Source organism: Maritimibacter alexandrii (assembly GCF_005871115.1).
In the GTDB taxonomy this organism is placed as follows: domain Bacteria; phylum Pseudomonadota; class Alphaproteobacteria; order Rhodobacterales; family Rhodobacteraceae; genus Maritimibacter; species Maritimibacter alkaliphilus.
The window spans coordinates 933,304-960,175 of the sequence record NZ_SWKQ01000009.1; the positions used below are offsets into that span (position 1 = coordinate 933,304).

25 protein-coding genes, 1 tRNA gene and 1 pseudogene are annotated in these 26,872 nt (G+C 63.8%); 10 read left to right on the forward strand and 17 right to left on the reverse strand.

What is annotated here, in order from left to right; all coding sequences use genetic code 11:
- Positions 1-9: 9 nt before the first annotated feature.
- The 6 genes from petA to dapF form a co-directional block, all read right to left on the reverse strand.
- A complete protein-coding gene (gene petA / locus FCT00_RS05525; protein WP_138422151.1) occupies positions 10-573 on the reverse strand; it encodes a ubiquinol-cytochrome c reductase iron-sulfur subunit in 564 nt (187 codons plus the stop codon).
- A gap of 231 nt (positions 574-804) precedes the next feature.
- Positions 805-1,410 (reverse strand): glutathione S-transferase, encoded by a 606-nt coding sequence (locus FCT00_RS05530; RefSeq protein WP_138422568.1) that lies wholly within the window; start codon positions 1,408-1,410, stop codon positions 805-807.
- Positions 1,411-1,412: 2 nt separating this feature from the next.
- A complete protein-coding gene (locus FCT00_RS05535; protein WP_040884946.1) occupies positions 1,413-1,694 on the reverse strand; it encodes a hypothetical protein in 282 nt (93 codons plus the stop codon).
- 58 nt (positions 1,695-1,752) lie between these two features.
- Complete coding sequence (locus FCT00_RS05540) at positions 1,753-2,373, reverse strand: FMN-binding negative transcriptional regulator (protein ID WP_138422152.1); 621 nt, start codon at positions 2,371-2,373, stop codon at positions 1,753-1,755.
- Complete coding sequence (gene mtaB / locus FCT00_RS05545; protein ID WP_138422153.1) at positions 2,373-3,635, reverse strand: tRNA (N(6)-L-threonylcarbamoyladenosine(37)-C(2))-methylthiotransferase MtaB; 1,263 nt, start codon at positions 3,633-3,635, stop codon at positions 2,373-2,375. Before mtaB ends, FCT00_RS05540 begins: the two co-directional genes overlap by 1 nt.
- Positions 3,635-4,468, reverse strand: a complete 834-nt coding sequence (dapF, locus tag FCT00_RS05550) for a diaminopimelate epimerase (protein ID WP_138422154.1) — start codon at positions 4,466-4,468, stop codon at positions 3,635-3,637. Before dapF ends, mtaB begins: the two co-directional genes overlap by 1 nt.
- A 95-nt stretch (positions 4,469-4,563) precedes the next feature.
- Between dapF and FCT00_RS05555 the strand changes: the two genes are divergently transcribed.
- A tRNA-Lys gene (locus FCT00_RS05555) sits at positions 4,564-4,639 on the forward strand.
- Between the two features lie 138 nt (positions 4,640-4,777).
- On the opposite strand, the gene FCT00_RS05560 is transcribed toward FCT00_RS05555, so the two are convergent.
- The 3 genes and pseudogenes from FCT00_RS05560 to FCT00_RS21790 all read right to left on the reverse strand — a co-directional run bounded on the left by FCT00_RS05560 (position 4,778) and on the right by FCT00_RS21790 (position 7,231).
- The gene (locus tag FCT00_RS05560; protein ID WP_138422155.1) at positions 4,778-5,122 is read right to left on the reverse strand and encodes a hypothetical protein; all 345 of its coding nucleotides are present in this window, start codon (positions 5,120-5,122) and stop codon (positions 4,778-4,780) included.
- 416 nt (positions 5,123-5,538) lie between these two features.
- Positions 5,539-6,216 (reverse strand): DUF4386 domain-containing protein, encoded by a 678-nt coding sequence (locus FCT00_RS05565; RefSeq protein ID WP_171042893.1) that lies wholly within the window; start codon positions 6,214-6,216, stop codon positions 5,539-5,541.
- A 90-nt stretch (positions 6,217-6,306) separates the two neighbouring features.
- Positions 6,307-7,231 (reverse strand): annotated as a pseudogene (locus FCT00_RS21790) (NAD(P)-dependent alcohol dehydrogenase).
- Positions 7,232-7,332: 101 nt separating this feature from the next.
- On the opposite strand from FCT00_RS21790, the gene FCT00_RS05575 reads away from it, so the two are divergent.
- The gene (locus FCT00_RS05575) at positions 7,333-8,217 is read left to right on the forward strand and encodes a LysR family transcriptional regulator (protein WP_138422157.1); all 885 of its coding nucleotides are present in this window, start codon (positions 7,333-7,335) and stop codon (positions 8,215-8,217) included.
- 80 nt (positions 8,218-8,297) lie between these two features.
- Positions 8,298-8,639 (forward strand): hypothetical protein, encoded by a 342-nt coding sequence (locus FCT00_RS05580; RefSeq protein ID WP_138422158.1) that lies wholly within the window; start codon positions 8,298-8,300, stop codon positions 8,637-8,639.
- A 3-nt stretch (positions 8,640-8,642) separates the two neighbouring features.
- On the opposite strand, the gene FCT00_RS05585 is transcribed toward FCT00_RS05580, so the two are convergent.
- Entirely contained in the window at positions 8,643-9,356 is a 714-nt protein-coding gene (locus FCT00_RS05585) for a phosphatase PAP2 family protein (RefSeq protein ID WP_138422159.1), read from the reverse strand.
- Positions 9,357-9,410: 54 nt separating this feature from the next.
- Complete coding sequence (locus tag FCT00_RS05590; protein ID WP_138422160.1) at positions 9,411-10,853, reverse strand: mannose-1-phosphate guanylyltransferase/mannose-6-phosphate isomerase; 1,443 nt, start codon at positions 10,851-10,853, stop codon at positions 9,411-9,413.
- A 143-nt stretch (positions 10,854-10,996) separates the two neighbouring features.
- Between FCT00_RS05590 and FCT00_RS05595 the strand changes: the two genes are divergently transcribed.
- The 4 genes from FCT00_RS05595 to modC all read left to right on the forward strand — a co-directional run bounded on the left by FCT00_RS05595 (position 10,997) and on the right by modC (position 13,952).
- Positions 10,997-11,365, forward strand: coding sequence for a winged helix-turn-helix domain-containing protein (locus FCT00_RS05595; protein WP_407943650.1), 369 nt, complete (start codon positions 10,997-10,999; stop codon positions 11,363-11,365).
- Between the two features lie 64 nt (positions 11,366-11,429).
- On the forward strand, positions 11,430-12,179 hold the full coding sequence (modA, locus tag FCT00_RS05600) for a molybdate ABC transporter substrate-binding protein (RefSeq protein ID WP_235888941.1): 750 nt from the start codon (positions 11,430-11,432) through the stop codon (positions 12,177-12,179).
- Position 12,180: 1 nt separating this feature from the next.
- Positions 12,181-12,873 carry a molybdate ABC transporter permease subunit gene (modB, locus tag FCT00_RS05605; protein WP_138422163.1) on the forward strand — a complete coding sequence of 231 codons (693 nt, stop codon included), beginning with the start codon at positions 12,181-12,183 and terminating at the stop codon, positions 12,871-12,873.
- On the forward strand, positions 12,870-13,952 hold the full coding sequence (gene modC, locus FCT00_RS05610) for a molybdenum ABC transporter ATP-binding protein (protein ID WP_138422164.1): 1,083 nt from the start codon (positions 12,870-12,872) through the stop codon (positions 13,950-13,952). The genes modB and modC overlap by 4 nt, the downstream gene beginning before the upstream one ends.
- A gap of 3 nt (positions 13,953-13,955) precedes the next feature.
- Here modC and FCT00_RS05615 read toward each other — a convergent pair whose 3' ends face one another.
- Positions 13,956-14,801: a 2-dehydro-3-deoxygalactonokinase gene (locus tag FCT00_RS05615; RefSeq protein ID WP_171042895.1), complete on the reverse strand. Its 846-nt coding sequence runs from the start codon at positions 14,799-14,801 to the stop codon at positions 13,956-13,958.
- Positions 14,802-14,944: 143 nt separating this feature from the next.
- On the opposite strand from FCT00_RS05615, the gene glf reads away from it, so the two are divergent.
- Together glf and FCT00_RS05625 are read left to right on the forward strand one after the other, a co-directional pair.
- Positions 14,945-16,090 carry a UDP-galactopyranose mutase gene (gene glf, locus FCT00_RS05620; protein WP_138422166.1) on the forward strand — a complete coding sequence of 382 codons (1,146 nt, stop codon included), beginning with the start codon at positions 14,945-14,947 and terminating at the stop codon, positions 16,088-16,090.
- 93 nt (positions 16,091-16,183) lie between these two features.
- Positions 16,184-18,046, forward strand: a complete 1,863-nt coding sequence (locus FCT00_RS05625) for a M10 family metallopeptidase (protein ID WP_138422167.1) — start codon at positions 16,184-16,186, stop codon at positions 18,044-18,046.
- Between the two features lie 4 nt (positions 18,047-18,050).
- Here the strand turns inward: FCT00_RS05625 and FCT00_RS05630 are convergent, their stop codons facing one another.
- From FCT00_RS05630 to FCT00_RS05640, 3 genes are all read right to left on the reverse strand, one after another.
- On the reverse strand, positions 18,051-21,467 hold the full coding sequence (locus FCT00_RS05630; protein WP_171042896.1) for a calcium-binding protein: 3,417 nt from the start codon (positions 21,465-21,467) through the stop codon (positions 18,051-18,053).
- A 124-nt stretch (positions 21,468-21,591) separates the two neighbouring features.
- The gene (locus FCT00_RS05635; RefSeq protein ID WP_138422169.1) at positions 21,592-22,251 is read right to left on the reverse strand and encodes an ABC transporter ATP-binding protein; all 660 of its coding nucleotides are present in this window, start codon (positions 22,249-22,251) and stop codon (positions 21,592-21,594) included.
- Entirely contained in the window at positions 22,251-23,327 is a 1,077-nt protein-coding gene (locus FCT00_RS05640) for a sugar transporter (protein ID WP_171042897.1), read from the reverse strand. Before FCT00_RS05640 ends, FCT00_RS05635 begins: the two co-directional genes overlap by 1 nt.
- A gap of 199 nt (positions 23,328-23,526) precedes the next feature.
- On the opposite strand from FCT00_RS05640, the gene FCT00_RS05645 reads away from it, so the two are divergent.
- The gene (locus FCT00_RS05645) at positions 23,527-24,339 is read left to right on the forward strand and encodes an ABC transporter permease (protein WP_138422171.1); all 813 of its coding nucleotides are present in this window, start codon (positions 23,527-23,529) and stop codon (positions 24,337-24,339) included.
- Positions 24,340-24,515: 176 nt separating this feature from the next.
- Here FCT00_RS05645 and FCT00_RS05650 read toward each other — a convergent pair whose 3' ends face one another.
- A complete protein-coding gene (locus tag FCT00_RS05650; protein WP_138422172.1) occupies positions 24,516-25,394 on the reverse strand; it encodes a methylenetetrahydrofolate reductase in 879 nt (292 codons plus the stop codon).
- Positions 25,395-25,405: 11 nt separating this feature from the next.
- A complete protein-coding gene (locus FCT00_RS05655) occupies positions 25,406-26,782 on the reverse strand; it encodes an aminomethyl transferase family protein (RefSeq protein ID WP_235888942.1) in 1,377 nt (458 codons plus the stop codon).
- Positions 26,783-26,872 lie beyond the last annotated feature (90 nt).

The window sequence follows — 26,872 nt, forward strand, 5'->3', positions numbered from 1 at the left end:
CTCTCTCCCTCAGCCCAGCTGAATGGTGGTTTCGTCGACGAACTGCGCGATCGGAACCGGAAGGTTCTCGGGCGCCGGGCCGCGACGGATACGTCCGGCCGAGTCGTAGTGGGAGCCGTGGCAGGGGCAGTACCACCCGCCGTAATCGCCAGCGCCGTCGCCAAGGGGCACACAGCCGAGGTGGGTGCACACGCCCATCATCACCAGCCAGTTTTCGCCTTCGCCAAGGGTCCGGTTCTCATCGGACGCGGGCTCTTCGCCACCGAGGTTCTGGTTGCGCGCGATCGGATCGGGAAGATCGTCGATCGGGGTTTCGCGGGCCGCGTCGATCTCTTCCTGCGTCCGGTTGCGGATGAAGACCGGCTTGCCGAGCCACTGAACCGTAAGCTGGCTGCCTTCGGCGATACCCGAGACGTCGACGCGGATCGAAGCCAGCGCCCGCACGTCCGCCGAGGGGTTCATCTGGTTGACCAGCGGCCATACGGCGGCACCGGTCGCGACGACGCCGGCACCGGCGGTCGCATAGTAGAGGAAATCCCGGCGGGTCCCTTCGTGATCGTCTGCGTGTGACACGAGAGTTTCTCCCTTTCCCAAGCCGCGTGCGCGGCTGACACGTCCCTTGAAGGCCGCAGTTGCCCGTAGCCCATCGCGGCGGTGTTTAGCGCCTAGAATTGCACCCGTCCAGAAGGCATTAGCCCTCAAAGGTGAGATTCAAGCCCGGATTAAACGGATTGCGGTGTGGCGTCCTGACGCAGCCTGAACCGGAAAAAACGCGAGCGATTTTGTCAGGATAACACCCCTGCCCTAGCCTGTCGGCATCGTCGCCTTCATGCTCGGCCGTTCCGCGAACGCCGCATACCAGTCGTCCAACACGCCGCGGCCCTTGCGCCATTCGCGGGCGCCGTGGCGGAAATCGAGATAGCCCAACGCGCAGCCGACCGCGATCTGACCGGCGTCGATGGGTCCGCGCAGGTGGCTCATCCAACGGGCTTCGATGGCGTCGAGCGCGCCTTCGACCTTGCCCCACTGCGCCTCAACCCAGCCTTCGTATTGCATGTTTTCGGGCCGCACGCGCCCCTCGTAAACCATGAGAACAGCGGCATCGAGAAGGCCGTCCGCCGTGGCTTCGAGCGTCAGGATTTCCCACAACCGATTGTTTTTATACAGGTTCGCATCCGCACGCGCGTCAAGGAACCGGGTGATGACCCGGCTGTCGTAAAGCGTGCAACCATCAGGTCGGATCAGCGCCGGGATCTTTTTGAGCGGGTTCGCGGCAGTCGCTTCGGGCGAGGGGTCGACGGCGGTGGTGACGGTCTCGATCATCTCGACCTCGTCCGTCTGCCCGGTTTCGATCAGCATCACGCGCACCTTTCGCACGAAGGGCGAGGCGGGGTTACCAACAAGCTGCATCATCAGGGAACCTTCTTGAATTTCACGCGGCCCAATAGCGTTGCATCCAGTTCGAAGGCAGAGCCGTCATCCGAAAACCGGAACACCCGCCGGATGCGGGCCGTGCCGTTTGCTTGGTCCGTTTCGCGACGGATCGTCAACCCCTCCTGCACATCGTCCAGCGCATCCTCGGCCCGCTGGTCGCGACGCCCGCGTTCGACCTTTTGCGCGACTTTCCAAGTGGCGAGGGCCAGAGACCCGTAGGTCGCGGCGTAGACGGCGATGGGGACGAGAGGCAGCGGCATGTGAATCTCCTTCACATTGAGCCTAGGGCCTCGCCGCGATCCTGTCCAATCTTATTCGTCAGTCCAGATCGGGGCGGCGCATGAGTGCCGAAAGCACCTTGAGCTCCTGCCCGAACCCTTTCTTGAGCTTTGCAGCCGCCGACAGACGCGCGGGCGGCGGTTTGTTCTGACCCAGCTTCCACGTCCCGTCGACGCTCTCGACATGCAGGCGGATCGGCACGATGGCGCGCTGCATCTTCTCGAACACCTCGGGCGTCATCTTGTCGGGGGCCCAAGGCGTCTTGCCCTTGATCCGCGACTCGAAGGCATAGGACTGAAACGCAAGCATCCCCGGCAGCACATCAGCGGGCCGCTTTTCCAGCGTCCCGTGCAGGTGAACGGCGACGTAATTCCACGTCGGCACCTGGTCCTCCATCCCGTACCAATCGGGCGAGACGTAGCCGTCCGGCCCGTTCACCACGATCACGGCTTTCGTCGGCGCGTCCAGCGCGGCGAGAATCGGGTTCGAGCGGACGAGGTGCATGGCGGCGATAGAGCCGTCTTCGTTTAGGTTGAACGGCACATGCGCCATGAGCGGCCCGTCGGCCCCGTTGATGCTGAGGATCCCGAAACTGCGTTCGCGCGCGAAGGCGAGGTTGCGGGCCGTATCGGCTTTGCGGAAGGCCGGGTTCGGGTGCATCAGGCGACCAACTGACCGTTGGCAAAGCCCTTGATCGTGGCGCTCACGATGTCGCCCTCGGTCTGGTCGCTGTCGAAGGTGACTTCGGCGAAATGCTCGGTCCGCCCCATGCGCGGGTTCTCCATAAGCACGGCATGGGTCTGGCCGACCTGCGCTGTCAGGTGCCGGATCACCGCCGCTTCACCCGCCTCACGCAGACGCGCGGCACGGTCCTTGATGATCGTGCCATTCACCTTCTGCGGGATGCGCGCGGCAGGCGTGCCCTCGCGCGCGGAATAGGGAAAGACGTGGAGCCACGTCAGGTCGCAGTCCTCGACCAGCTTCAGCGAGTTCTCGAAATGCGCGTCGGTCTCGGTCGGGAAGCCCGCGATGATGTCGGCCCCAAAGGTGATGCCGGGGCGCAGCTTTCGCGCCTCTTCGCAAAAGGCGATGGCGTCGTCGCGCAGATGCCGCCGTTTCATCCGCTTGAGGATCAGGTCGTCGCCGTGCTGAAGGCTCAGGTGCAGATGCGGCATGAGGCGCGGCTCGGACGCGATGGCGAGCATCAGGTTCTCGTCCGCCTCGATGGAATCGATGGACGAGATGCGCAGGCGGTTCAGGTCAGGCACCAGCCGCAGGATACGCATGACCAGATCGCCAAGACGCGGCTCGCCCGGCAGATCGGCACCCCATGACGTCAGATCGACGCCCGTCAGAACGACCTCGTTGAAGCCCTTGTCCACCAGTCGCTTGATCTGATCGACCACGACGCCCGCCGGCACGCTGCGCGAATTGCCCCGACCGTAAGGGATGATGCAGAAGGTGCAGCGATGATCGCAGCCGTTCTGAACCTGCACGTAGGCCCGGCTGCGCGTGCCGAAACCGTCGATCAGGTGCCCCGCGGTTTCGGTGACCGACATGATATCGTCGACCTGAACCCTCTCGGTCTCGCCCACGAAATCGGGGCCGAGCCGCGCCCAAGTGGCAGGCTCCATCTTTTCGACATTGCCGACGACCAGATCGACCTCGGCCATACCCGCGAACGTCTCGGGCTCGGTCTGGGCGGCACAGCCCGTAACGATCAGCTTCGCCTCGGGGTTCTCACGCCGCAACCGCCGGATTTCCTGCCGCGCCTTGCGCACGGCTTCCGCCGTCACCGCACAGGTGTTCACCACCACGGCACCTTCGACCCCCGCCCCTTCCGCAAGCGTCTTCATCGCCTCGGTCTCATAGGCGTTCAGGCGACAACCAAGGGTCGCGAAGATGGGGGGCTGCGCCGTCATCACAGCGACTCCAGAAAGGCTTTCGTCAGGGTGGCGTCGAACACATGCGCGGTCGGCCCGGTCATCCAGACGCCGTCCTCGCGCCAGTCGAGCGTCAGCCAGCCGCCGTCGACCTCCATCCGAACCTTGCGCTCGGTCAGGCCCCGTTCCGCAGCGGCCACGGCGGTCGCACAGGCCCCGGACCCGCAGGCAAGCGTGATTCCCGTGCCACGTTCCCAGACCCTCATCCGAATCTCGCCCCGCGACCGGACCTCGGCGAACTCGACATTCGTGCGTTGCGGGAAAAGCGGATCGAACTCGACCGCCCGGCCCCGCGCTTCGACATCCACCGCGCCCACGTCATCCACGAAGAACACCGCGTGCGGGTTGCCCATGCCGACGGCCATCGGGTCGCCATCGAGCGGCAGATGCGCGGTGTCCATCGGCTTGGACAACGGGATCTCGTCCCACATCGTCTGGGGATGGCCCATGTTCACATGAACCTCGCCCTTCACCAGCCGCGCCTCGAGCACACCGCGAGTCGTGCGGATCGTGAGCGCCTCTTTCCCGGTCTGGTCGAACAGATACCGTGCCACGCAACGGGTCGCGTTTCCGCAGGCCCCGGCCCGGCTGCCGTCGCTGTTCCAGAAGTCGAGGTCGATGTCCGCCGCATCACTGTCGCGAATCTCGGCGAGCTGGTCGAATCCCACGCCGCGGTGCCGGTCGCCCAGCCCGCGCGCCAGAGCTTCGGTGGTCACAGCCGAGCGCCCCCGTGAATCGAAGATCACGAAGTCGTTTCCGGCCCCATGCCACTTCATGAAGGGCAGGCCCGTATCGGTCGGCAGATCGCTCATGGCGCGCATATACGCCTCGTGAGAAATGAATGAAAGAGAATGCGGTTTTTTCTCTTGACCACCCGCCCCCCGCACCTTAGTCAGCCCTCCGCAGTGGGCCGTTAGCTCAGTTGGTAGAGCAACTGACTTTTAATCAGTGGGTCGCAGGTTCGAATCCTGCACGGCTCACCACTGAAATCACAAATGTTCTGGATGGATTTCGCTTTGCGCTTCAAAAGAGAAGCGCAGCGTTGGCAGTGGGTCGTGACATCGCCGAAGCAGCCATGAACGCTTCCCGACCTAGAGTATGTCAGGCACAACGGAGCGCCGTTATTGGCTGCGGCCCTGTGAGCCTGTGCCCCAATCATCCGTTCCGTTCGGATTCTCGCCCGCCCGCCCGACGTCCTTGTCGTTGCCCGGATTGCCGGAGGACGGCGTTTGCGTGCCCTCGCCCGCCGTCGGTGTCGCGTCTTGCCCTGCCAACCCGGCGATTTCCTGAAGCGTCAAGTTCGTCGCGGCGATTTCCCCGATTGCGCCCGAAATCCCGTCAGCGACGATCATCACGCCATGCGAAACATCGGTGACGACCGTCTGGGCCATCAGGATGAGGCCGGCCCAGAACACGACCGCATCTGTCGTGACGGCTCCACCTTCATCGGCAGCGAATTTACTCAATGCGGTCTGGCAGGACGACATCATGGTATTCTTCCCCTGGTGCGACCGTTCTGGGCGCGGCATAGGTATGGTTTACCTACAGTCTTTGACGAAAATTCGCACGATCATTGCCCATGAATGGCGCGATTTGGGCGGATCGGCTCGAACCGTGTCAGCGCCGTCCGATTGTGGCGCGCAGCGTGCGAAACGCGCTCGACCGTGCGGAATTCTGGGCGGAGAGGCGGGAAATGTGGCGCTGATTTCCAAGTCCGAAACGGTCTGTCATCTTGGTGGCGACCAGACCCGGTCGGCTTGTCCCGGTCATACAGAAGGCGCGGAAAAGAGGGACGCAAGATTTGATCGCGGATCAGCGCCGAGGGTCGCTCATACGCGGAACGATGCATTTGCGGGCCGACCGAAGCCGGCCCGGACGCGGGTCAAAGGACCGTCTTGGGCAGATTGAAGCCCTTGAAAATCAACCAGAAGCTCAGGCTCAGTTCGAACAGCCCCCCGGGCAGGGCAAGCAACAGACCGATGCCGTATCCGAACATCTCGGCCACGGTGCCGACCATGAAGACGATGTAACCGACAAAGCCCCACACCGTCAGCGCACGCGGCACCAGACGCCCGATGAAGAGCGCCGAACACAGGATGAGCCCCCCGACGCCCCAAAGCGTCATGCTGATCTGGTAGCCGAAAAAGCCCCCGCGCTCGAGCAGCATAGCGATGGTTTCGAAATGGCCGCCACCTTCCCCGGCCACGAAGGCATCACCGAGCGGGGCGAGGAGTGCGACGAACAGGGCGCCGACGATGGCGGTGGTCGTCGCGGCGATACCGGCGGCAAGGTAGCCGCGTGCCACGTATCCATTGATGGTGCTCAGGACCGGAAAGGCCAGAACCGACAGCCCGATGTTTACGATGGAGTGGACGACAGCCATCAGGAGCACGCCGATCAGGAGCGAGGTCTTCATGCCCGCAACACCTTCGAGTCCCAGTGGATTGCGCGTGACCGAGGCGACGAATTCAGAGCCTGCGCCGTAACTCGCGAAGGCCAAGATGAAGAAGATGCCGAACAGGCGTGCGGCGGGACGGTGAGCGTTCAGGTCGTTTGTCATGGTTTTGGTCCTCTGTCGGATGGGATGGCGCCCTATGCCCGGCGCGGATGGGTGAATTTGGGATTGGGGGGCCAAGGTCCGCGGCATTCGTCAAACGACGACGACGTTGCCGCGCTTGCGCCCGGTTTCCATGTACCGGTGCGCCTCGACCAGTTCGGCCAGCGGATAGCTGCGATCCATCACGGGCGCGAAACGGTCGGCTTCCACGAGATCGACGAGTTTGGCGTGCATGGCGCGCTGAACCTCGGGTTTCAGCATTCCGGTGGCCGAGAACCGGGCAGACATATCGGCCGGTCCGGGTCAGGACGGACCGGGCCTCGCGGAACGAACTGATCCCGAGCGTGTCGTAGACCACGTCGTAGCGTTCCGTGGATTTCGCGTAGTCTTCGAGCCTGTAGTCGATCACCCGGCCTGCACCGAGCGACGCGACGAGGCCTGCGTTGCCAGCACTACAGGTGCCGGAAACATTGGCCCCCATGGCGGCGGCGATCTGGACGGCGGCCGTTCCAAGGCTCCCCGCAGCGCCGAGAATCAGGATTTTCTCACCAGCCCGAAGTTCGGCGACGTTGTGCAGGAAATTGAACGAGGTGGTCGCCCCATCCCCCATCACGGCGGCTTCTTCGTGCGAAAGCGCGGCAGGCTTGTGCATGAGCACGCCACCCTCGTCCACGCAGATGTGGCTCGCATTCGCGCTGAACGACATGCCGGCCATGCCGTAGACCTCGTCACCGACGGCAAAGCGCGTGACCCGGTTCCCGACGGCGATGACCTCGCCCGACAGGCACGTCCCGATCAGGTCGTGACGCGGGCGCGACCAACCGATGAACGGGCGGGCGAAGCGGGGCAGTCCCGCCCGTATCATGCCGTCGGCACGGGTGACCGCCGAGGCGCGAACACGGATCAGGCACTCGGTCGGCGCGGGGGCCGGAAGGTCGCGTGTGACCGGCGCGAGTGTCTGGGGGCCACCGTAGGCGGTAATGCTCCACGCGGTGAGGGTTTCGGCTGTCGGGTGCATGGGTCGTCTCCTGTGTTTGCTTGACGCAGAAGACCTAGCGGATCACAAATTATCCGAATATTGTCCGAAAAACTCCACGATGGATCGAAAACGTTCCACCTATGCTTGACTGGAAATCCCTGCCCGCCTTTCTTGCGGTCGCCCGACACGGGTCGTTGCGTGCCGCCGCCGATCAACTGGGCGGAACCCACGCAACGGTTCGACGGCAGGTCGAAGCACTCGAAGCCCAACTCGGCGTGCAGCTGTTCAGACGCGGGACCGAGGGGTTCCAACTGACAGCCGCCGGACGGACCCTGCTGCCCCAAGCGTTGAGCGCCGAAGAAGCCCTTTTGCAGGGGTTCAATGCCGTGCAGGGGTTGGACCGCGAAGCGTCGGGCCTGATACGCCTGTCTGCCGACCCGGTGAACGCGCATTTTCTTCTCGCGCCGGTCCTCGCCGATTTCTCGGCGCTCTACCCCGAGATCGACATCGAGCTTCAGCTCTCTTTCTCAGTCGATTCCATCGAGAAGCTGGAAACCGACATCTCCGTGCGCACGGTGGCGGAGGTCGATGAAGATGTCGTGGGGCGCAAGTTGTTCCCCGCCTCCATCGGGATCTTCGCGGCGCGCGACTACCTCGACCGGATGCTGCCGAAAGCGGGCCCGAAGGGACAGGGGCTTCAATGGATCGGCTATGGTCCGGTGACGCAGCTTCTGGAGCGTGTGCGCACCTCGCCCTATCCCGAAGCGCGGATACGACATTCGATCCCCGACCCCGAGATGCACATGCACCTCGCGCGCGCCGGTGCGGGGATGGCGATCCTTCCCGGTTGGGCTGCCGACGTCTTCCCCGAACTCCAGCGCGTTCCCGGCACGACGCTGGACGAGTCCCGGTCGATCTGGGTCTTGCTTCATTCCGACCTTCGACGAGTCCGTCGCGTCCGTGTTTTCGTCGATTACCTCTGCGCGGCGCTACTGGAACGGCGCGCGGCGTTCATCGGCACCTAGCGCGCTGGGCAAGACCGTCACCCCACCCTTCGCGGAACGGAAGCCGGGCTTCGTGGGTTTCCTTGCGAAAGGAGATCAGTATGACGGTTCAGCTACCCAAACATTTCGAAACGCCGGACAAGGCCCTTGAGGCCGTGTCGAATGACCGGTTCGCGCCGATGCTCTATGCCGGAGGGATGCTCGCGCTCGGAGTCGCGCTCATCGCCGCGAAACCCCGGATCGGGAACGTGCCGAAGCCCCGCAGGAACGGGGACGAAAACGCGGCCAGCCGGTTGCGTCGGGCCGCCATCAGGGGCCGGGACGGGGTGGAAGCGTTCGCGCCGAGCAACATCACCGACTCGCTGGGTCGCTCGCTCATCCTCGGTGGGGCCGCGCTTCTGATCGCGCGCGTGCTGGACGAGGTCGGATCGCGGCGTGGCTGACCCTCAGCCACCCGTTTCGCGGTCGATCCGCCCACGACGTTCCAGCCACCGCGCGATCAGCCAGACGAGGAGCGCCCACGCCGCGCCAAGCGTCCATCCGGCGAGCACGTCGGACGGCCAGTGAACGCCAAGGTAAACCCGGCTCACACCCACGGCGAGGGCGAGGATCGCGGCAAGGCTGACGAAAAAGACCCGGACCTTCGTATGACCGTCCAGACGGGCGAGCATGACCGCAAGCGTTAGATAGGTGACCGCCGCCATCATCGAGTGGCCAGACGGGAACGACGCCGTCGCGACATCCACGCCATGCGGCACGAGGTCCGGCCGGGGGCGCGAAAACAGGGTCTTGAACCCGTGTGACAGAAGCTGGCCCCCAACGATCGCGACCGCCAGAAACAGCGCCGAGGCTCGTTTTCCCCGCAAGAGCAGGTAGGCCAGAACCGAAAGCGTCAGAAGCGTCAGCACCGTGATCCCGCCCAGCGCCGTCAGGTCCCGCATCGCGGTTTCCACCTGCGGTCCGCCGATCGCATCCGATGGGTTGCCGGGAACGCGAAGCGCCATCAGAATGGCCTCGTCGAAGGCATGAAGATCGCCCTCGATCATCTCGTCGACCAATCCGACGAAGGCCCAGAGCGCCCCTGCAACGATCAGGATGACCACGATCGTCAGCGTTTCGACCCGTTCCGTCAGTCGTCTGATCGTCTGCGGCACCTGCATCCTGTCCCTCGCGCGTGTTCCGGTCCCAACGCGGGACCACACCTCAAAGTTCGGCTAGGTCCGGGCGTAGATATCCTCATACCGCACGATGTCGTCCTCGCCGACATAGGCGCCGGTCTGAACCTCGATCAGAACCATCGGCACGCGGCCAGGATTCTCCATCCGGTGCACCGCGCCAAGCGGGATGTAGACGCTTTCGTTCTCGGTCACGAGTTTCACTTCGTCGTCCACCGTGACCTTCGCCGTTCCTTCGACCACGATCCAGTGTTCGGATCGGTGGAAGTGGCTTTGAAGCGACAGCGACGCGCCCGGATGGACGAGTATGCGCTTCACCTGAAACCGCTGGCCGACCACGATGCTCTCGAACCAGCCCCACGGGCGGTGATCCTTGGGAAACTCGGTCGCCTGCGCCGCGCCCTTTGCCTTGAGCGCCTCGACGGCGAGTTTGACGTCCTGCGCCCGGCTCATGTCGGCGACGAGAACCGCGTCGGGTGTCGCGACCGCCATGATATTGTCGAGCCCGATGCCCACCACCTGCAACCGTTCGCTTTCCGACCGCAAAAGCGAATTGGTGCAGTCGATCGCCGTGGCCGGCCCCGACGTGACGACTCCCGTCGCATCCGGCCCTTCTTCGCGCCAGACCGCATCCCATCCGCCGAGATCGGACCACGCGGCGGCGAACGGCACGACCGACAGATTGCTTGCGCGCTCCATCACGGCATAGTCGATGGAAATATCCTCGGCCTCCGCCCACGGGCCGGGCGCAAGCCGGATGAACCCCAGATCGACTTCGGATTCGTCCAGCGCACGGCTCACCGGGGCGACGAGGCCTGCGGCATGGGCCTCGAACGCCGAAATGATGTCGGACACGCGCAAAAGAAAGATGCCTGCGTTCCACAGGTAGGTTCCGGCCGCGACAAGCTCTTCCGCCCGCTTCTCATCGGGCTTTTCGATGAATTTGGAAAGCTTGACGGGTGACCCCGATCCGTCGGGCTTTTCCGACAGTTCAAGGTAGCCGTAGCCGGTTTCCGGGCGGGTCGGCGTGATGCCGAACGTAACAAGCTCGCCTTGACTGATCGCCGCCAATCCGGCTTCGACCGAGGCGTGAAACGCGTCGACATCCGGCACGACGTGGTCCGATGGCGCGACCAGCATGACACCCTCGGGATCGGTCCGCGCGATCTGAAGCGCGGCGGCGAGGACGGCGGGCGCCGTGTTGCGCCCCTCCGGCTCGATCAGGATCGCGCCGGGGTCGATGCCGACGCCTGCAAGCTGCTCGGTCACGATGAACCGGAAGTCTGAGTTGGTCACCACGATGGGCTTGCCGAAGGCCAGCTTTCCGGTCCCACCCGAAAGGCGCTGCGCCGAGGCCTGAAACAACGTCGTCTCGCCCACCAGCGGCACGAATTGCTTGGGGTAGCTCTTGCGCGACAGGGGCCAAAGGCGCGTTCCCGAGCCTCCGCAAAGCAATACCGGCGTGATCGAGGTGGGTTTCATGTCCAAGCCCTTGTTCTTCTTGCTCGTTCCAACATGACCAAGGCTTGCATCCTACTCAAGCAATCATATGGCGAGAATTGGGTGTGATCCCGCCCTCGGCTTTCTTGCCAGCGCCATGTTCGACCTGCCATAGGATGCGAATGATGCCGAATGATGACGACCCGCGCCTGCGCTTGCGTCTGTTCTTCGCCGGGGGCGCGATGATCGGACCGGGCAAGGCCGACTTGCTTGCTGCGATCCGCGACACCGGCTCCATCTCGGCAGCGGGGCGCGCCATGTCGATGAGCTACAAACGGGCGTGGTCGCTCGTCGACGAGATGAACGGCGCGTTTCGCGAACCACTGGTCGACAGCGCGCGAGGCGGGGCACGCGGCGGTGGGGCTTCGTTGACCGAAACCGGGCTGGCGGTCTTGACCCACTACCGCGCGTTGGAGGCCAAGTCCCGAGAGGCCGGGACAGGCGAAATCGCGGCCATCGCATCGCTTCTGCGCGATACGTCCGATGAAACTTGACGCTTGTCGCAGGGTGTTTGAGTTGCGATATGTTTCAGTGAACATATCCAAAGTGAGGATCACGATGATCCGATCCGCCCTGCTTTGCCTCGTCCTGCTCACGGCACCGGCCTCTGCCGGACAGATCACCGTTTTCGCGGCGGCGAGCCTTGGTGACGTGCTGGAAGACATAGGGGCGGCATTCGAGAAATCGACGGGGCATGAGGTCGTGGTTTCCTTCGCCGGGTCCTCGGTCCTCGCGCGCCAGATCGAACTGGGTGCGCCCGCCGACATCTTTTTGTCGGCGAACCGTGACTGGATGACCCGATTGATCGAGATGGGCGCCATCGACCCGGATAGCAAAGTCGATCTGCTTGAAAACAGCCTCGTTCTGATCGGCACCGGACCCCAGACTCCGGCTGAAATAGACACTGATTTCGATCTGATGCAGCGGTTGGGCGGCGGTTTTCTTGCCATGGCGCTGGTCGATGCGGTCCCCGCCGGCATCTACGGCAAGACCGCGCTGTCCGCCCTTGGTCTTTGGGATGCGGTCGAGGATCAGGTGGCCCAGACCGACAACGTGCGGACCGCCCTGACACTGGTCGCGACCGGCGAAGCGCCTTTGGGTATCGTCTATGCGACGGATGCAAAGGCAGAGCCGCGCGTGAGCGTGATCGGGACATTTCCAGCGGACACGCATCCCCGGATCGTCTACCCCGCCGCTGCCGTCGAGGCATCGAACAACCCGCTGAACGACGAGTTTCTTGCCTTCCTGCAAGGACCGGAAGCACGTAGCGTGTTCGCAGCGTCAGGCTTTGCCATGATACCGGACTGACATGACGACGTGGCTTGGTCCGGCAGAGTGGCAGGCGATAGCACTGTCTTTGAAGGTCGCGGTCTGGGCCACCCTCGCCGCGCTGCCGCCGGGGCTGTTCATCGCCTTCGCGCTGGCCCGGTGGGAGTTTCCGGGGCGTCAGATCCTGAACGGTCTGGTGCATCTGCCGTTGATCCTGCCGCCCGTCGTGACCGGCTACCTGCTGCTTCTGACCTTCGGCAAGACGGGGCCCGTCGGGTCGGTTCTGGAGCCTTTCGGGATCGTCTTCGCCTTTCGCTGGACCGGTGCGGCGCTTGCGGCCGGGATCATGGCGTTTCCCCTTCTGGTGCGCGCGATACGGCTGTCGATCGAAGCCGTCGACCCCAAGCTGGAACAGGCCGCCGCCACGCTTGGGGCGCCGAAGGGATGGGTCTTCGTCACGGTCACTCTGCCGCTGATCCTGCCCGGCATCCTTGCCGGGGCCATTCTCGCCTTTGCCAAGGCGATGGGAGAATTCGGGGCGACCATCACCTTCGTCTCGAATATTCCCGGCCAGACCCAGACCCTGCCCAGCGCGATCTACGCCTTCCTTCAGGTGCCGGGAAGCGAAAGCGCGGCAATCCGTCTGGTCATCATATCGGTCGCCATCGCCATGCTCGCGCTCGTCCTGTCCGAGATCGCCGCCCAGCGCATCGCCCGTAGGGTTCGCGGATGACGCTTTCGGTGCGCATATGCCAGCGGCTTGAAAGCTTCACCCTCGATGCGACGTTCGAGGCCCCGGCGGGCGTCACCGTCCTGTTCGGGCGGTCCGGTTCCGGCAAGACGAGTGTCATCAACGCAATCGCCGGCCTGACCAGACCCGAAACAGGCCGGATCGAGGTCGACGGCACGGTCCTGATGGACACGGGCACCCGCACGTGGCTTCAGCCGCATCGGCGGCGTCTGGGCTATGTGTTCCAAGATGCGCGGCTGTTTCCCCACCTCACTGTGGCGAAGAACCTCGGCTATGGCTCGCGTTTCGCGCCCAAGGATGCTGCGCCCGTGGACCGCGATAAGGTGATCGACATGCTCGGACTCGGCGGGATGCTCGATCGTCGCCCCGGCACGCTGTCAGGCGGTGAAAAGCAGCGTGTCGCCATCGGGCGCGCCCTGTTCTCGGCACCCAGGATGCTATTGGCCGACGAACCCCTCGCCGCATTGGATGAGGACCGGAAGGCCGAGATCCTGCCCTATTTCGAACGGCTGCGGGATACCTTCGACATCCCTATCCTGTATGTGAGCCACGCGGCCGCCGAGGTCGCGCGCCTCGCCACGACCATCGTGGTTCTCGAAAACGGCCGGGTGAAACGCGTGGGTCCGGCAGGTGAGGTCATGGCGGACCCGCAGATCACGCCCCTCGGCCCCGGAGCGGCGGGCGCGATGCTGGAAGCGGTCGTGCTCGCGCAGCACGCCGACGGACTGACTGAACTTGACGCGGGCGGTCTTCGACTGCTGATCCCGCAGGTGGCGCGTGAGACCGGTGATGCGCTTCGGGTTCATATCGAGGCGCAGGACGTCATGCTTGCCCTCGACCGACCCGAGGGCATTTCCGCCCTCAACGTCCTGCGCGCGACCGTGCGCGACATCCGGATGGGCGATGGCCCCGGCGCGCTCGTGCAACTCGACGCGGGCGGCAACCTGATCCTCGCGCGGGTTACGCGACGGTCGGTCGATGCGATGGGATTGAAAGCCGGGCAGCCGCTGTTCGCGATCCTGAAGGCCGTGTCGGTGGCACGGGATGCGGTCGGCGCGTGAGTGTCAGGCGCCTCGGATCGCGCGGAAACCGGCCAGCATGGCCTCTTCTTCGTCCGCCTCTTCCAGCAGAACACCCTGCACCTGCATCGCCGTGCGGTAAGCTGCCATCCGATCCCCCGATCCGATAAGCGCCACGCGCTGCCCCAGCCAGTATGGCCGCGCCGCCGCCAGCTCGAGACCAAGGAACAGGCCCCAAACCTCATCCCGGATGGTCTGATCGGGCACCGTTCCCAGCCGATGCCCGGCCTCCAGCGCACCGATACGTGCGGCCACCGCTTCGGGTTTCGAAATGGCTGACGCGACCGCGTCGCCAAGGCCGGCACCGGGCTGGCCGGAACGGCCCATCGCGGCAAAGGCCGTGGCGATGAAATCGCCGGTCACGAAGCTTTGGAAGCTGACGATCTCGCCCGCGCTGATGTGAACCCAGCGGGTTCGCGGGCCTGCAAGGCAGATGACACCGTCGAAGGTATCGTTGAGGGCAAGAAACCCGCGGATGCGCACGGCGTCCGCGAGCATCAGGCCCGGCGGATCGTCCTGACGGACGCCCGTGACGAGGTTGACGTGCAGGCGGTCGTCGCGTGCTTCGACCCGCGTCGTCGCGTCAGGTCCGGGCGGTGTGCAGGGCACTTTCGCGCAAACCCCGTCACCCCAGCCGTCCGGGGCCGAAGGATCGCCTGTGACGAGAATGTCGATCCCGTCATCGTCGTCCAGATGGTGTGCGATGATCGGCGCAAGGCCCGTCTCGTAGGCCGTTAGTCCGGTCACATCGGCCTCTTCCCGGTCCAGAACGTCACCATCGGCCCCGATCACCCAGACCCGCAAACGCCCCGCAGACCAATCAACGGCCATCCACCGCCCTTCGTGCATGCTCAAATCCTGCCCCTCCGCCTATGGCGGTGTTGTGCCACCTTTCCCGATGCCGCGACAAGCCCGCGGGTTGCGCGGCACGGGTCAACATGCCACAGGAATGGCCGAAGATCGGAGGGGTCACGATGAAGTTTCTGATGGTTGGGGCGGGGTTGTCCGGTGCCGTGATCGGTCGGCGCATGGCCGAAGCGGGACACGACGTGACCGTGATCGACTCCCGCAATCACGTGGCCGGAAACTGCCACACCGAACGCGACCCCGAGACGGGTGTGATGGTCCATGTCTACGGCCCGCACATCTTTCACACCGACGACGAAGCCGTCTGGAACTACGTGAATGCCTTCACCACGTTCATGCCCTACAAGAACCGGGTGAAATCGACCACGCAGGGGCAGGTCTTTTCGCTTCCCGTGAACCTGCACACGATCAACCAGTTTTTCGGCAAGACGATGCGACCGGACGAGGCGCGCGCGTTTATCGAAGAACAGGCGGACACGAGCATTACCGACCCCCAGACCTTCGAAGAGCAGGCGCTGCGGTTCGTAGGCCCCGACCTTTATGAGGCGTTCTTCAAGGGCTACACCGAAAAGCAGTGGGGTTGTTCGCCGACCGAATTGCCCGCGTCGATCCTCAAGCGCCTGCCGGTCCGGTTCAACTACGACGACAACTACTTTTTCCACCGCTTTCAGGGGATGCCGGAGCATGGCTATACGCCGATGGTCGAGGCGATCCTCGACGATCCGGGCATCACCGTGAGCCTGTCCACACCGTTCGACCCGGCCATGAAGGCCGAGCACGATCACATCGTCTGGTCTGGCCCGCTGGACGGGTATTTCGACTACGACCTTGGGCGGCTGGGGTATCGCACGCTCGATTTCGAACGGTTCACGGCATCCGGTGACTGGCAGGGCTGCGCGGTGATGAATTACGGCGACCGTGACGTGCCGTTCACGCGCATCACCGAACACAAGCATTTCTCGCCATGGGAAAGCCACGAGGGTTCGGTGCTCTACCGTGAATTCTCGCGGGCCTGCGGGCCTGACGACATCCCGTATTATCCCATCCGCATGGTCGACGAGAAGGCGCTGCTGGCGGACTATGTCGCGCGGGCCGAAGGCGAGGATGGTGTGACCTTCGTCGGGCGACTCGGCACCTATCGCTATCTCGACATGGACGTGACGATACGGGAAGCGATGGATACCGCGCAGGCGTTCCTGACGGCCTTGGAGCGCCAGTCCGCTCTCCCGGTTTTCGCCAAGCCGCCGCTGTAGCCGTTTACCAATCGTTCCGGTTTTACTCCCATTTGAGCTTAATGCCCGGTTAATTTCGCAGGCGGAGCGGGGGCTTCGCTGGTGGGGTGTGCCATGCCGGACATTGCTGGGAATCCGGGCACGACGGCAACGATCGCGGTCGGCGAGACCCGTATCGGGGCCTTGGAAACGGTCTTTGACGAAGACTGGTACAGGCTCGACCTAGACGCCGGCCAGACGGTGACGATCACGCTGCGCGGTGCGGCCGAGAACGGGGTGAGCGACCCGATCCTCGACCTGTACGACGCCTCAGGACACCTGATCGACCTGAACCTCGACATGAGCGCCGAGAACCTGAACGCGCGGATCACGTACACCGCCACGGAAAGCGCCACCTTTTTCGTCGATGCCTACGCCTCGGGCGCCATGACCGGGCAATACGTTCTGAACGTCTCGTCCCTCGCCAACTCCCCCGTCACGTCGATCCTCTGGGGAACGCAGGTTCCGACCAATGCGATCACCGTCTGTTTCGCCGGTGCGGGGGTCGAGGTGGACGGGATCACTTCGGAAGGGTGGAGCGCAGACCAGATCACACGGGCGATGCAGGCCTTCGGCGCCATCGAAGCGATCACCAATCTGACGTTCACGCGCGTCGATGACCCTGCGAACGCCGATTTCCTTTTCGGTCTCGATGACGACGAACTCGCGGTTCATAACCTTCTGGGCTACTTCCATCCGCCGGGCGAAGCCAGCGCGGGACATGGCAATCTGAACGGCGAACGCTGGGACAGAAGCGCGCTTGTTCCGGGCACATTGACCCAAGCGATCCTGATTCACGAGGTTCTGCATGGTCTTGGCCTGTCGCACCCGCATGACACCGGCGGCACTTCGACGGTGATGGACGGGGTGGCGGTCGCGTTCGGAGATTACGGCACGGCGGGCCTGAATCAGGGCGTCTACACCACGATGTCCTACAACTTCGGCTGGAACGATGGAGATTGGGGGAGTTTCGCCGCGCTCTCCGGCGGCTGGGGCTACCAGTCCGGGCCGATGGCTTTGGACATTGCCGCGCTGCAATCGATGTACGGCGCTAACCTCGCGACCGCCAACGGCGACGACGTCTACGACCTTCCGGACCTCAATCAGATCGGGACCGGCTGGCGATCAATCTGGGACACGGGCGGCACCGATACGATCCGATATACCGGGCTGCGCGACGCCATCATCGACCTGAGGCCCGCGACCTTGGACTATGGGCCGGGCGGTGGCGGTTTCCTGTCCGCTGCCCGGTCCGTCGCGGGCGGATTCTCGATTGCGCAGGGCGTTCTGATCGAAAACGCGAACACCGGAACCGGAACCGGAAACGACGTGCTCATCGGAAACGACGCGAGCAATGCCCTGATGTCCGGTCGCGGCAACGATCTGGTCCGGGGCGGCGGAGGTGACGACCGGATCATCGCGCACCGCGGCGATGACACCGTCGAGGGTGGAGACGGCGAAGACTGGATTTCCGCCGGGCGAGGCGACGATGCCGTCACTGGCGGCCCCGGAGACGATTCGATCTATGCCGGGCGCGGAAACGACCGGATATCGGGGGGCGCGGGGAACGACGTCCTTTGGGGCCGCAAAGGTCGAGACGACATCGAAGGGGGCACGGGGGACGATCTGATAATGGCCGGTCCCGGCGATGATCGCGTTCGTGGCGGTGCGGGCGACGATACGGTCACGCTTGGGTTCGGCGCCGACACCTTCATTTTCCGGCAAGGCGACGGTCACGACACCATCACCGATTTTCGCCCGGCGCGGGACCGGCTGGAGATTGGTCGGGAACTCGTCGACTCCGTCGATCTGGTCGCCGCATCCGCCGTGGCCGAAGCTGGCGGCGTTCGGATCGTCTTCGACGCACGGCACACGATCTTTCTGGAAGGGGATTTCGACCTCGCTGACCTTGCGGACGCTGTGTTGATCGGCCCGTGAGCCATCATTCGAAAATGATGTCGCCCTTGTCGAAACCGCCATTGGTGAAATCGACCAATTCAACCTGTTCGTTCCCCCACTCGATGAAGGTGCTCCCCCCCGACGTGTGAACCGACACCATGGACCGCGCGACGTTGTGCAGCACGATCCGGTCGGACATCGAAAAATCCATCACCTTGTCCCGGTCGTCCCAGCGCCAGAATTCGAACCTGTCCGCACCCGACCCACCGTAGAGGATGTCATTGCCCAGCCCTCCGACCAGCTTGTCGTTCAAGCCGTCCCCGAAGAGGCGGTCATTTCCGCTGTCCCCGCGCAAAAGGTCTGCACCCCATCCCCCGCGCAGCGTGTCGTTTCCCCAGCCTCCATAGAGCCTGTCGACGCCGACACCGCCTTCGAGATAGTCCGCGTGGCCGTTTCCGAACAGGATGTCGTTGTGGGTGCCACCGTAAATCCGGTCGGCGCCGTCTCCGCCCCAGAGGAAGTCATTCAGACCGCCGCCATAGAGCCGATCATTGCCGGAATCGCCCCACAGACGGTCCACGCCCCATTCGCCATAAATCACGTCATTGCCCCAGCCGCCGTGCAGCCTGTCGATGCCGACGCCGCCATAAACGGTGTCGTTGTGGCCACTGGCGAAAACCACGTCGTGCCCGTCACCTCCATAGATGCGGTCATAGCCCGTGCCTCCGTCGATCCAGTCGTTCATCCCGTCGCCATGAATGACGTCGTTGCCGGATTCGCCATAAATCCTGTCTTCACCCCAGCCTCCGCGGAGCGTGTCGTTCCCCCAACCGCCCCAGATCGTGTCGATTCCGATGCCGCCGTAAATCTTGTCGTCGTGCCCATGCCCCTTGAGGATGTCGTGCCATGCGCCGCCGTAGAGAATGTCGTCGCCATTGCTGCCCCACAGCACGTCGCGCAACTCGCCGCCATACATGACGTCATCGCCATCCCCGCCGAACAGACGATCGAAGCCGCCCTCACCGTGAAGTTCGTCATCCCCATCGCCGCCATAAACGAGGTCCGCGCCATCGCCGCCGACCAGCCGGTCACGACCGCCGTCCCCGTAGATCAGATCGTCGCCGCCATCGCCGATGAAATGGTCGTCGCCGTCCTGCCCCCACATGGTGTCGTCGCCGTCTTCGCCGTGCGCCACGTCGTCGCCGCTGCCACCTTCGATCAGGTCATTACCGGCCCCGCCCAGCAGATGATCGCCGCCCGACCCGCCGAAGATCTCGTCATCCCCATCGTCACCGCGCAGCTGGTCGTTTCCGGACGCGCCCCACAGAATGTCCGCGCCCCGGCCACCGAACAGGATGTCATGACCGGCCCGGCCCCCAAGCCGGTCGTCGCCGTCGCCGCCGTCGATCTGATCGTCCCCGTTGCCGGTCGTGATGGTGTCGTCCCCGTCCTCGCCGTAGACCACGTCATTGTCGGTCGCGCCCTCGTCGTCGCCGTCGAGATAGGTGTCGTTCCCGGCGCCGAGCCACGCCTCGTCGGCCCCGGCGCCACCCGTCACGGTATCGTTCCCGCCACCGGCCCGGATCAGGTCGCGCCCCGTTCCGCCATCGACATCGTCGTCACCGAGGCCCATGAGCAGCGTGTCGTTCCCGGCACCGCCGCGCACGACATCGCCGTCGAGCGCCGTGCTCGCATCCTTGTCGTCGAAGATGTCGTCGCCATTGTCGAGGTAGATCGTCTTGCGACCGGCACCGCCATCGACCCGGTCGTTGCCTCCGCCTGCGTGAACCACATCATCGCCCGTGGACAGCGCGATCATTTCGGACCGGGACCCGCCGGTAACCAGGTCGTCGCCATCCGTGTCGCCAAGGTCGTAGCCGAACGCGATATCCGGTTCTTCGTCCAGTTCACCGTCCCACTCCGGGAAGTCGTAACCGGACAGGTCCATCGCGCGATCCGGCGTCTTTCGCACGGCATTACGGACGGCTGAGGCCGACAGTGGAGTGCCGTCGTAGGATCTGAGCACCAGCACCTCGTCGCGCCACGTCACGACCGCGCCGTTCGCGTTCGGCACGACCGTCAGGGCGGCCGGGTCGTAAAAGAAGGGCCATGAGGACAGGTCGAGCGTATCGACGTCAGGGTCGAAATCCATGATCCGGTCTTCGGTCCGGTCGTCCCGCAACACGAAAACGTCCGCGCCCGCGCCGCCCGTCAGAATGTCCAGCCCGGCACCGTCCACGAGCGTATCATCACCATTTCCGGCCGAAATCGTGTCTGATCCGGCCCCGCTGACCAGTATGTCGTCCAGCCCGCCGCCCAGAAGCGACCCGCCTGACGTCTGCGTGCGGTGCTGCTGGCCCCCCTGATCCGACAGGTCGTAGGTCAGGCGTGTCAGCCCTCCGACCTCTTCGCTCGCGATGAACAGGTTGAGCGTATCCGCGATCATGCCGCCGGAGATCGCCGTCACGTCGGCGAGCGCGGCCTGCCCACCTGCCCCATCCGTCCACGTGTTCTCGATCGCGTCGAGGAACTGAAGCTGACCGCCGGGCAAAAGGACGAATAGCGAAACGCCATCATCCGCCCCGCCCGCAGCGACGTAGATCCGACCGTCATGTTCGACCGTGGCGATGTCGGTAACGCCGCCGAACCGGGTGTTCAGATTGTCGGTGATATGATCCGTGCGGGTCAGCGTGCCGTCGGGTGCGACGTGAAACACCGTGAGCGCACCGTTCATGCCCTGCGCCGATGCGAGCACGAGGTAACTTTGCCCGAGGACTTCGACCACCTGCATGTCGGTCGGGTCCATGATGCCGATGCCGTCCTCCGGCCCTGCGGTATCCGCAAGAACCGGGGTGCCCGCCGTCGTCACGAAACTTGTGACACCGTCCTCACCAGCGTCCCCGGCAATGACGATCTGCGCGCCGCCGACCGTCGCCGTCGTGACCGACGTGACATGCGCAAGGTGGGTGTCCTCGTCGTCGGACAGCACGGTCATGCCGGACAGCGCCCCGGACCCGCCACGCAAGGCGAAACCGAATGCGCCCGAAGCATCGGCAAAGGCCACGCCATCGATCCCGACCGAAATGTCGGTGATACGCCCCAGATCGGTGCCCAGGCCGGAATAGGATGAGATCGTCCCGACCTGCCCCGCATCCGTGACGGAATAGGCACTCAGGGCACCTGTCACCACCGACCCGAACAACGCCTCAATCCCGCCACCCGGCGCATCGTCGAGCGCGATCACATCCCCGGTGCCGGAGATCCATCCCGCGTTATAGACGACCTGATCGACGAGCCCGACCGTGCCGGTCGACACAGTCCAGCCAGCAAGCCCCCCGTTTCGACCAGAATGGCTGAACAGCGTCAGACCGGACCCGTTGGGCACGATTTCAAGATCGGTGATCCCGATGTCCAGCGCATCGATACCCGATGCGAAGTGACCTTGAACGATGACAGCCATATCCACCCCCAGCGCATTGGCAGGGATGGAATCGCGCAAAGGCATGGCGCCCGGCGGCACGCAAATGTGGCGCCTGCGCGAACTTCGTTTCCAATTCTCGTAAGTGTTTACAGTTGGTTAGGCATCAACTGCGGGCCATATCCCATTCGTGCTGTTTGATCGCGTCGTCGATGTTGTCGAAATATCGCGCCCGTCCGCCCGCAAGCACCATCCCGGCATCACAGGAGGCGCGCAGCTCATCCATGTTGTGACTCACCATGATCGCGGACGATCTGGCCAGACGGTCGCGTAGAACCGCGCGGCTCTTTCGCTTGAACGACGCATCGCCCACCGCGGTCACCTCATCCACCAGGTAGGTGTCGAAGTGGATGCCCATGGCCGTCCCGAACGAGATGCGGGAGCGCATACCGGAGGAATACGTCTTGAATGGCATGTAGAAATGGTCGCCGAGTTCGGAAAAGTCGTGCACGAACTCCACCAGCTCGTCGCTGTCGACGCCGTAGACCCGCGCGACGAAACGCACGTTCTGCACCCCCGTCATGTCCTTGTGAAAGGCCGCGCGCAGCCCGACCGGCCACGAAATAGTGCCCTCGGACCTGACCTCTCCCGCATCGGGTTTCACCGCACCCGACAGGATCGACAACAGCGTCGACTTGCCCGCCCCGTTGCGCCCGAGAAGGCCAAGCGACACCCCGGCAGGCACCTCGAAGTCGAGGCCGTCCAACACCAGCTTGGGCTTGCCTTTGACCATGTAGGATTTGGTGATCGCAACCCCTTGCAGCATCAGCCGCGATCCCGGATCGAGTAATAGATCAGCACCACGAGCGCCCATCCCAAACACAGGAACAACAGCGAGACGAGCATGATCTGTTGCCGTTTCGGATAGATCGGTGCCTCGGCCAGTGTCGGAAGCGCATAGGCCGCCAGATACCGGCTCTGTCGGGCTGCGCTTGCCTTGGCGGCATCGAGTTGCGCGAGGGCGGCGCGGTAGGTCTCTTCCGCATATTCGCGGTCGACCGTCAGGCTTTCGTACTCGGCGATCAGGGCCGGATACCCCTCGACCCCGACATAGGACTGGTCGGAGGCGAATGCCTGTCGCTCGTCCGCCAGCCGATCCCGGATCACGTCGATCTTACGCTCGGCCTGAACCACGCTCGGTGCCTGTTCGCCCGCCGACTGAACAAGAAGGTCGTATTCGACCAAGGCCTGAGCAAGTTGTTGTTGCAGCGATGTCTGAACCCCCATCCGGGCTTCCAGATCGGTTTCCGGGTCGACGATCTGGGTCCGGGTGCGAAAGTTCACCAGCGCCTCGCGCGCCGACTTGAGCCGCGCAAGGCCGAGTTCAACATCGGCTTCGGCCGCCATGACCAGATCGTCGCGGGCCGCGGCGTTCAGGTCGTTGACGAGGCTTTGGCTCTCGTCCAGCACCGCCCGCGCCACGGACTGCGCAAAATCCGCGTCGAACGCGCGAAGTTCGAGTCCGATCAGACCCGTCGCCTGATCGTAGTCGATCGTGACGATCCGGCCCCAGTAGGCGTGCAGATCCTCGATCGTGCCACCCGGGCGCAGCGCGAACACCGGGTCGATCGCGTGAAACGCCGCGTAATGCGACCATAGATCAAGCCGCTCATCGACCCGCGCCACCAATCCCTGACTGCGAATGAACTCGTTCAGAATATCCCCGTCCAACGCGCCACCGGCGGCTGTCGGACCCGCAAGTTGCGCCAGTCCACCCAAAAGCGCCTGCGTCTGCCCCTGATCCTCCTGCCGGACCGTGAACCCGACGTGGGACGCGAACTGATCGACCGCCCGAACATAGGTGTACCAGCCGATCACCGCCAAGGGCAGCAGCACGATCATTACGAATGACAGGAGAAGTCCGACATGCCGCCGTTTCCGGCGGGCCGGTCCTGCCATCGGGCGCACGATGACATCCGGTCCGGCTGCGGATCGTGACTTTGCCGAATCCTCGGGCACGCGGCGCCTTTCTACCTTGCGTTGAACTCTCGCCTCTCCTTCTACATACTCGCGCGCATCGGCGCCAGAATTCGAGATCCTCTTGTCGGCCAGCGATATCACGAACCAGCCAAGCACAGCTGCGAAACGCTCGTTCCCGACGCTTCGCACGGTCGGCGCGCTTGTTCTCAGGGAAATGTCGGCACGCTACGGCAAATCGCCCGGGGGCTACCTGTGGGCGTTCACCGCGCCATTGCTGATGATCGTCGCCCTGACCTTCGCTTTCGGCTTCCTGCATAAAACGCCCCGCCTCGGCACATCCTTCATCATGTACTACGCGTCCGGGCACCTCGTCTTCGCGATCTTCGGACAAGTGAGCGGCCCTATCACGGCAGCCCTCAGGTTTTCACGCCCATTGCTCAGGTTCCCGACCGTGATCTGGCTGGACACCGTGCTCGCGCGGTTCCTGCTCAACGCATTGACGGCCACGGTCGTGTTTTTCCTGCTGCTCTTCGGGATCGCCTCTGTCTCAGGCCACGGGCTTCGCTTCGACCTGACCCCGGTTCTGTGCGCGGTCGGCCTTTCGGTGATGCTTGGCGCCGGTTTCGGCGTGTTCACCTGCTGGCTGTTCATGGAACTGCCCATCGTCGCGCGCCTTTGGGGCTTCGCGTCTCGCCCCCTGTTCATCATCTCCGGCGTGCTGTTCCTGTACGAGGATTTCCCGGATGATGTGCAACAGGTGCTTTGGTGGAACCCGCTGATCCACATCACCTCCCTCGCCAAGTCGGGCATTTTCCCGAAGTACGATCCGACGTGGGTTTCACCGCTTTTCGTAGTGACTTTGGCGCTGATCCTGACGGTGTCGGGCCTGTTCATGCTCAAGCAACACCATCAGCGCCTGCTGAACGGCGACTGATCTTCTTCGGTCTGAAAATACCTCGGGGAGTTTGAGGGGCAGCGCCCCTCATCCGCATGGCTTTTCGGGAACCGAAAAGACGTGCACCCCAAGCGTGCGCCGCCCGGCGCACTCAATTAAAAAAACCCGCCGCCATCGAAGGCGGCGGGCTTCGTGTCACAACAGGCCAGGCCCGTTCAGCCGTTTTCGCGGATATATTCGGCGCTGTTCTTGATGCCGCCCAGCGGGAAGACGTGCACCTTGTCGATCAGGCTGTCCGGGTTCTCGGCCTTGTAGGCCGCAAGGTCGGTCAGCACCTCCGTCGGCTCAAACGGCTTCAGAAGCTTGGTGAGATCCTTCGCGCGCTTTTGCAGCACGTTCAGAGACGGGCCGACACCACAGGCGATGGCGTATTTGATGAGGGTCTGGAGCTTCGCCGGGCCCGCGACACCGGCATGGATCGGCATCGTGATACCATCGGCCTCAAGCCGCTCGGCCCAGTCGATCATCGGCTGCGCGGCGAAGACGAACTGGGTCGTCAGCGCCATGTCGATGCCGGAGCGGTCGGCATAGGCCTGCTTCCAACGCACGGCCTCGTCCACATGGGTGGTGGTTCCTTTGGCGTCGATGTCACCGTTGCCCTCGGGGTGACCGGCGACGTGCAGACGCTTGAACCCGTCGAAGTAGCCCGTCTCGATCAACTGGATCGAGCTGTCGAGCTTGCCGACGGGCGTGGTGGGCGAGCCGCCCAGAAGCAGCGCCTGTTCGACACCGGCTTCCGACACGTAACGGTCGATCCAGTCCTTGAGCTCGGCGGTGTCCTTCATGATCCGCGCGGGGAAGTGCGGCATGACCTGAAACCCGCCTGCGGCAAGGCGCTTGGCGGTGTCCACCATCTCTTCGATCGGCGTGCCCTCGATATGGGCGATGTAGACACGGGTGTTCTCCGGCAGGATCGCCGTGAAATCCTCGACCTTCGCCGCCGTGCGCGGCATCACTTCGATGGATACGCCCTCGAGAAACGCCGCCAGTTGGGCGCCCGCAGGACGGTTTTGCATCATGTTCACCACAACCATCGGTCCTCTCCTCAAGTCTGCTTACGATATGTCTCGCGAACCGCATCATGGATGGGCCACGGGTGCACTTCGGTCTTCACGTCGATCTGACGGTGCCGCTCGACGGTCGGTTTAGACGATCCGCCATCCGGTTCACCCCACGTTACCGTCACTTCAGTGCCGGTTTCCGCCACGTCGGGATCGAGCACGGCGAGGCTGATCCAGGCCCGTTCGTTCGCCGAATAGGCAGGCGCGATCGAGATACCTACGGTACGGCCGTCTTTCGTCACCAGATCATAGGGGTAGCTCGCGTAATGCGCGGCGGGGAAATCCATGTTCTTCGTCGGCAGGTCGCCATCGTCCATGTAGCCCGCGTTCACCTTGAGCACGTCGTCGGCATCCCAGACCAGCGTCATTTTCTTGCGCTGGGGCTGCACGGCCATCTTCTCAAGCGCCGCGCGCCCGATGAAATCATGGTCGAACTTGATGACCCGGCCATAATCCACGTCCCACGGGGTCATGTAGTAGTCTTCGATGTTCCCGGTCTTCATCGACCCGCCAAGGGTCGAAAGCGCCTCGAACGACGTCGCCTTGAGCCATTGGCGATAGGGCTTCATCTTCTCGCCGGTGTAGATCGCCGGAACGACGCTCGGCACCCAGCCGGACTCGGCGGCGGCGGAGGCATAGGCGCGGCTGCCCACCAGACGCAGGCCGTATTTCTCGCCCACTTCCATGAGCCGTGCTTTCACCTTGTCGCCGTCATCGAACGGGCCCCAGATCTCAAGCCCCTGCGCACCGCCCATGCCGTGCGACAGCGTCTGACCCTTGCAGCCCGCGATGGTGATCTCGCCCATGTTGAAGAACTTGGTGGTCAGCGGACCGCCCTCGTTCACCTCGTTCAGCAGATCGAGCGCCTTGGGCCCCTGCACCTCGTAGCGGTAGGTCAGGCGGCGGTTGTCGGGATCGTCCAGCTTGCGTTCGTCGCGGGTGCAGACAACGTCATATCCGCCGGTCTCGGCGTGGAATTGCACCCAGTTCGGCACGATGGGGCGGCCGACGATATTCACTTCGTCGTCTTCGAGGCCGAACACGATGGAGTCGCCGATGAGGTAGCCGTCGTGGTTCACGCAGACGATCTGCTTGGCCTTGCCCTTGCCGAACTTGGCATAGCTGTTGACCGAAATGTCCGAGAGCAACTTCATCACATCCGGGCCCTTCACGTAGAGGTCGGTCATGTGGAAGCTCTGGTTCATCAGCGCCACGCCCTCGCGCCACGCGCGCTGCTCTTCGGCCCAGTGGGTGTATTCGCTCTCGATCGGGAACGGATAGCGGCCCATCTGGTTGTCGTAGAGCATGGCGAACGGGCTTTCGTGCCCTGCCAGGCGGTGTTCAAGCGTCTTTGCGCTCATCTGCGCGTCCTCCCTTAGTCATCAGTGCGGATATAATGTCGGCCATCGGGTTTCGCTTATGCGCATATTGTATATGCGGCTTCACTTTAC

What these genes read in the sequence shown, in the direction of transcription:
- FCT00_RS05530 (WP_138422568.1), bottom strand. Translation starts at nt 1,410, where the DNA reads ATGCAGCTTGTTGGTAACCCCGCCTCGCCCTTCGTGCGAAAGGTGCGC.
- FCT00_RS05535 (WP_040884946.1), bottom strand. Translation starts at nt 1,694, where the DNA reads ATGCCGCTGCCTCTCGTCCCCATCGCCGTCTACGCCGCGACCTACGGG.
- FCT00_RS05540 (WP_138422152.1), bottom strand. Translation starts at nt 2,373, where the DNA reads ATGCACCCGAACCCGGCCTTCCGCAAAGCCGATACGGCCCGCAACCTC.
- mtaB (WP_138422153.1), bottom strand. Translation starts at nt 3,635, where the DNA reads ATGACGGCGCAGCCCCCCATCTTCGCGACCCTTGGTTGTCGCCTGAAC.
- dapF (WP_138422154.1), bottom strand. Translation starts at nt 4,468, where the DNA reads ATGAGCGATCTGCCGACCGATACGGGCCTGCCCTTCATGAAGTGGCAT.
- FCT00_RS05565 (WP_171042893.1), bottom strand. Translation starts at nt 6,216, where the DNA reads ATGACAAACGACCTGAACGCTCACCGTCCCGCCGCACGCCTGTTCGGC.
- FCT00_RS05575 (WP_138422157.1), top strand. Translation starts at nt 7,333, where the DNA reads ATGCTTGACTGGAAATCCCTGCCCGCCTTTCTTGCGGTCGCCCGACAC.
- FCT00_RS05580 (WP_138422158.1), top strand. Translation starts at nt 8,298, where the DNA reads ATGACGGTTCAGCTACCCAAACATTTCGAAACGCCGGACAAGGCCCTT.
- FCT00_RS05585 (WP_138422159.1), bottom strand. Translation starts at nt 9,356, where the DNA reads ATGCAGGTGCCGCAGACGATCAGACGACTGACGGAACGGGTCGAAACG.
- FCT00_RS05590 (WP_138422160.1), bottom strand. Translation starts at nt 10,853, where the DNA reads ATGAAACCCACCTCGATCACGCCGGTATTGCTTTGCGGAGGCTCGGGA.
- FCT00_RS05595 (WP_407943650.1), top strand. Translation starts at nt 10,997, where the DNA reads ATGCCGAATGATGACGACCCGCGCCTGCGCTTGCGTCTGTTCTTCGCC.
- modA (WP_235888941.1), top strand. Translation starts at nt 11,430, where the DNA reads ATGATCCGATCCGCCCTGCTTTGCCTCGTCCTGCTCACGGCACCGGCC.
- modB (WP_138422163.1), top strand. Translation starts at nt 12,181, where the DNA reads ATGACGACGTGGCTTGGTCCGGCAGAGTGGCAGGCGATAGCACTGTCT.
- modC (WP_138422164.1), top strand. Translation starts at nt 12,870, where the DNA reads ATGACGCTTTCGGTGCGCATATGCCAGCGGCTTGAAAGCTTCACCCTC.
- FCT00_RS05615 (WP_171042895.1), bottom strand. Translation starts at nt 14,801, where the DNA reads ATGGCCGTTGATTGGTCTGCGGGGCGTTTGCGGGTCTGGGTGATCGGG.
- glf (WP_138422166.1), top strand. Translation starts at nt 14,945, where the DNA reads ATGAAGTTTCTGATGGTTGGGGCGGGGTTGTCCGGTGCCGTGATCGGT.
- FCT00_RS05625 (WP_138422167.1), top strand. Translation starts at nt 16,184, where the DNA reads ATGCCGGACATTGCTGGGAATCCGGGCACGACGGCAACGATCGCGGTC.
- FCT00_RS05630 (WP_171042896.1), bottom strand. Translation starts at nt 21,467, where the DNA reads ATGGCTGTCATCGTTCAAGGTCACTTCGCATCGGGTATCGATGCGCTG.
- FCT00_RS05635 (WP_138422169.1), bottom strand. Translation starts at nt 22,251, where the DNA reads ATGCTGCAAGGGGTTGCGATCACCAAATCCTACATGGTCAAAGGCAAG.
- FCT00_RS05640 (WP_171042897.1), bottom strand. Translation starts at nt 23,327, where the DNA reads ATGATCGTGCTGCTGCCCTTGGCGGTGATCGGCTGGTACACCTATGTT.
- FCT00_RS05650 (WP_138422172.1), bottom strand. Translation starts at nt 25,394, where the DNA reads ATGGTTGTGGTGAACATGATGCAAAACCGTCCTGCGGGCGCCCAACTG.
- FCT00_RS05655 (WP_235888942.1), bottom strand. Translation starts at nt 26,782, where the DNA reads ATGAGCGCAAAGACGCTTGAACACCGCCTGGCAGGGCACGAAAGCCCG.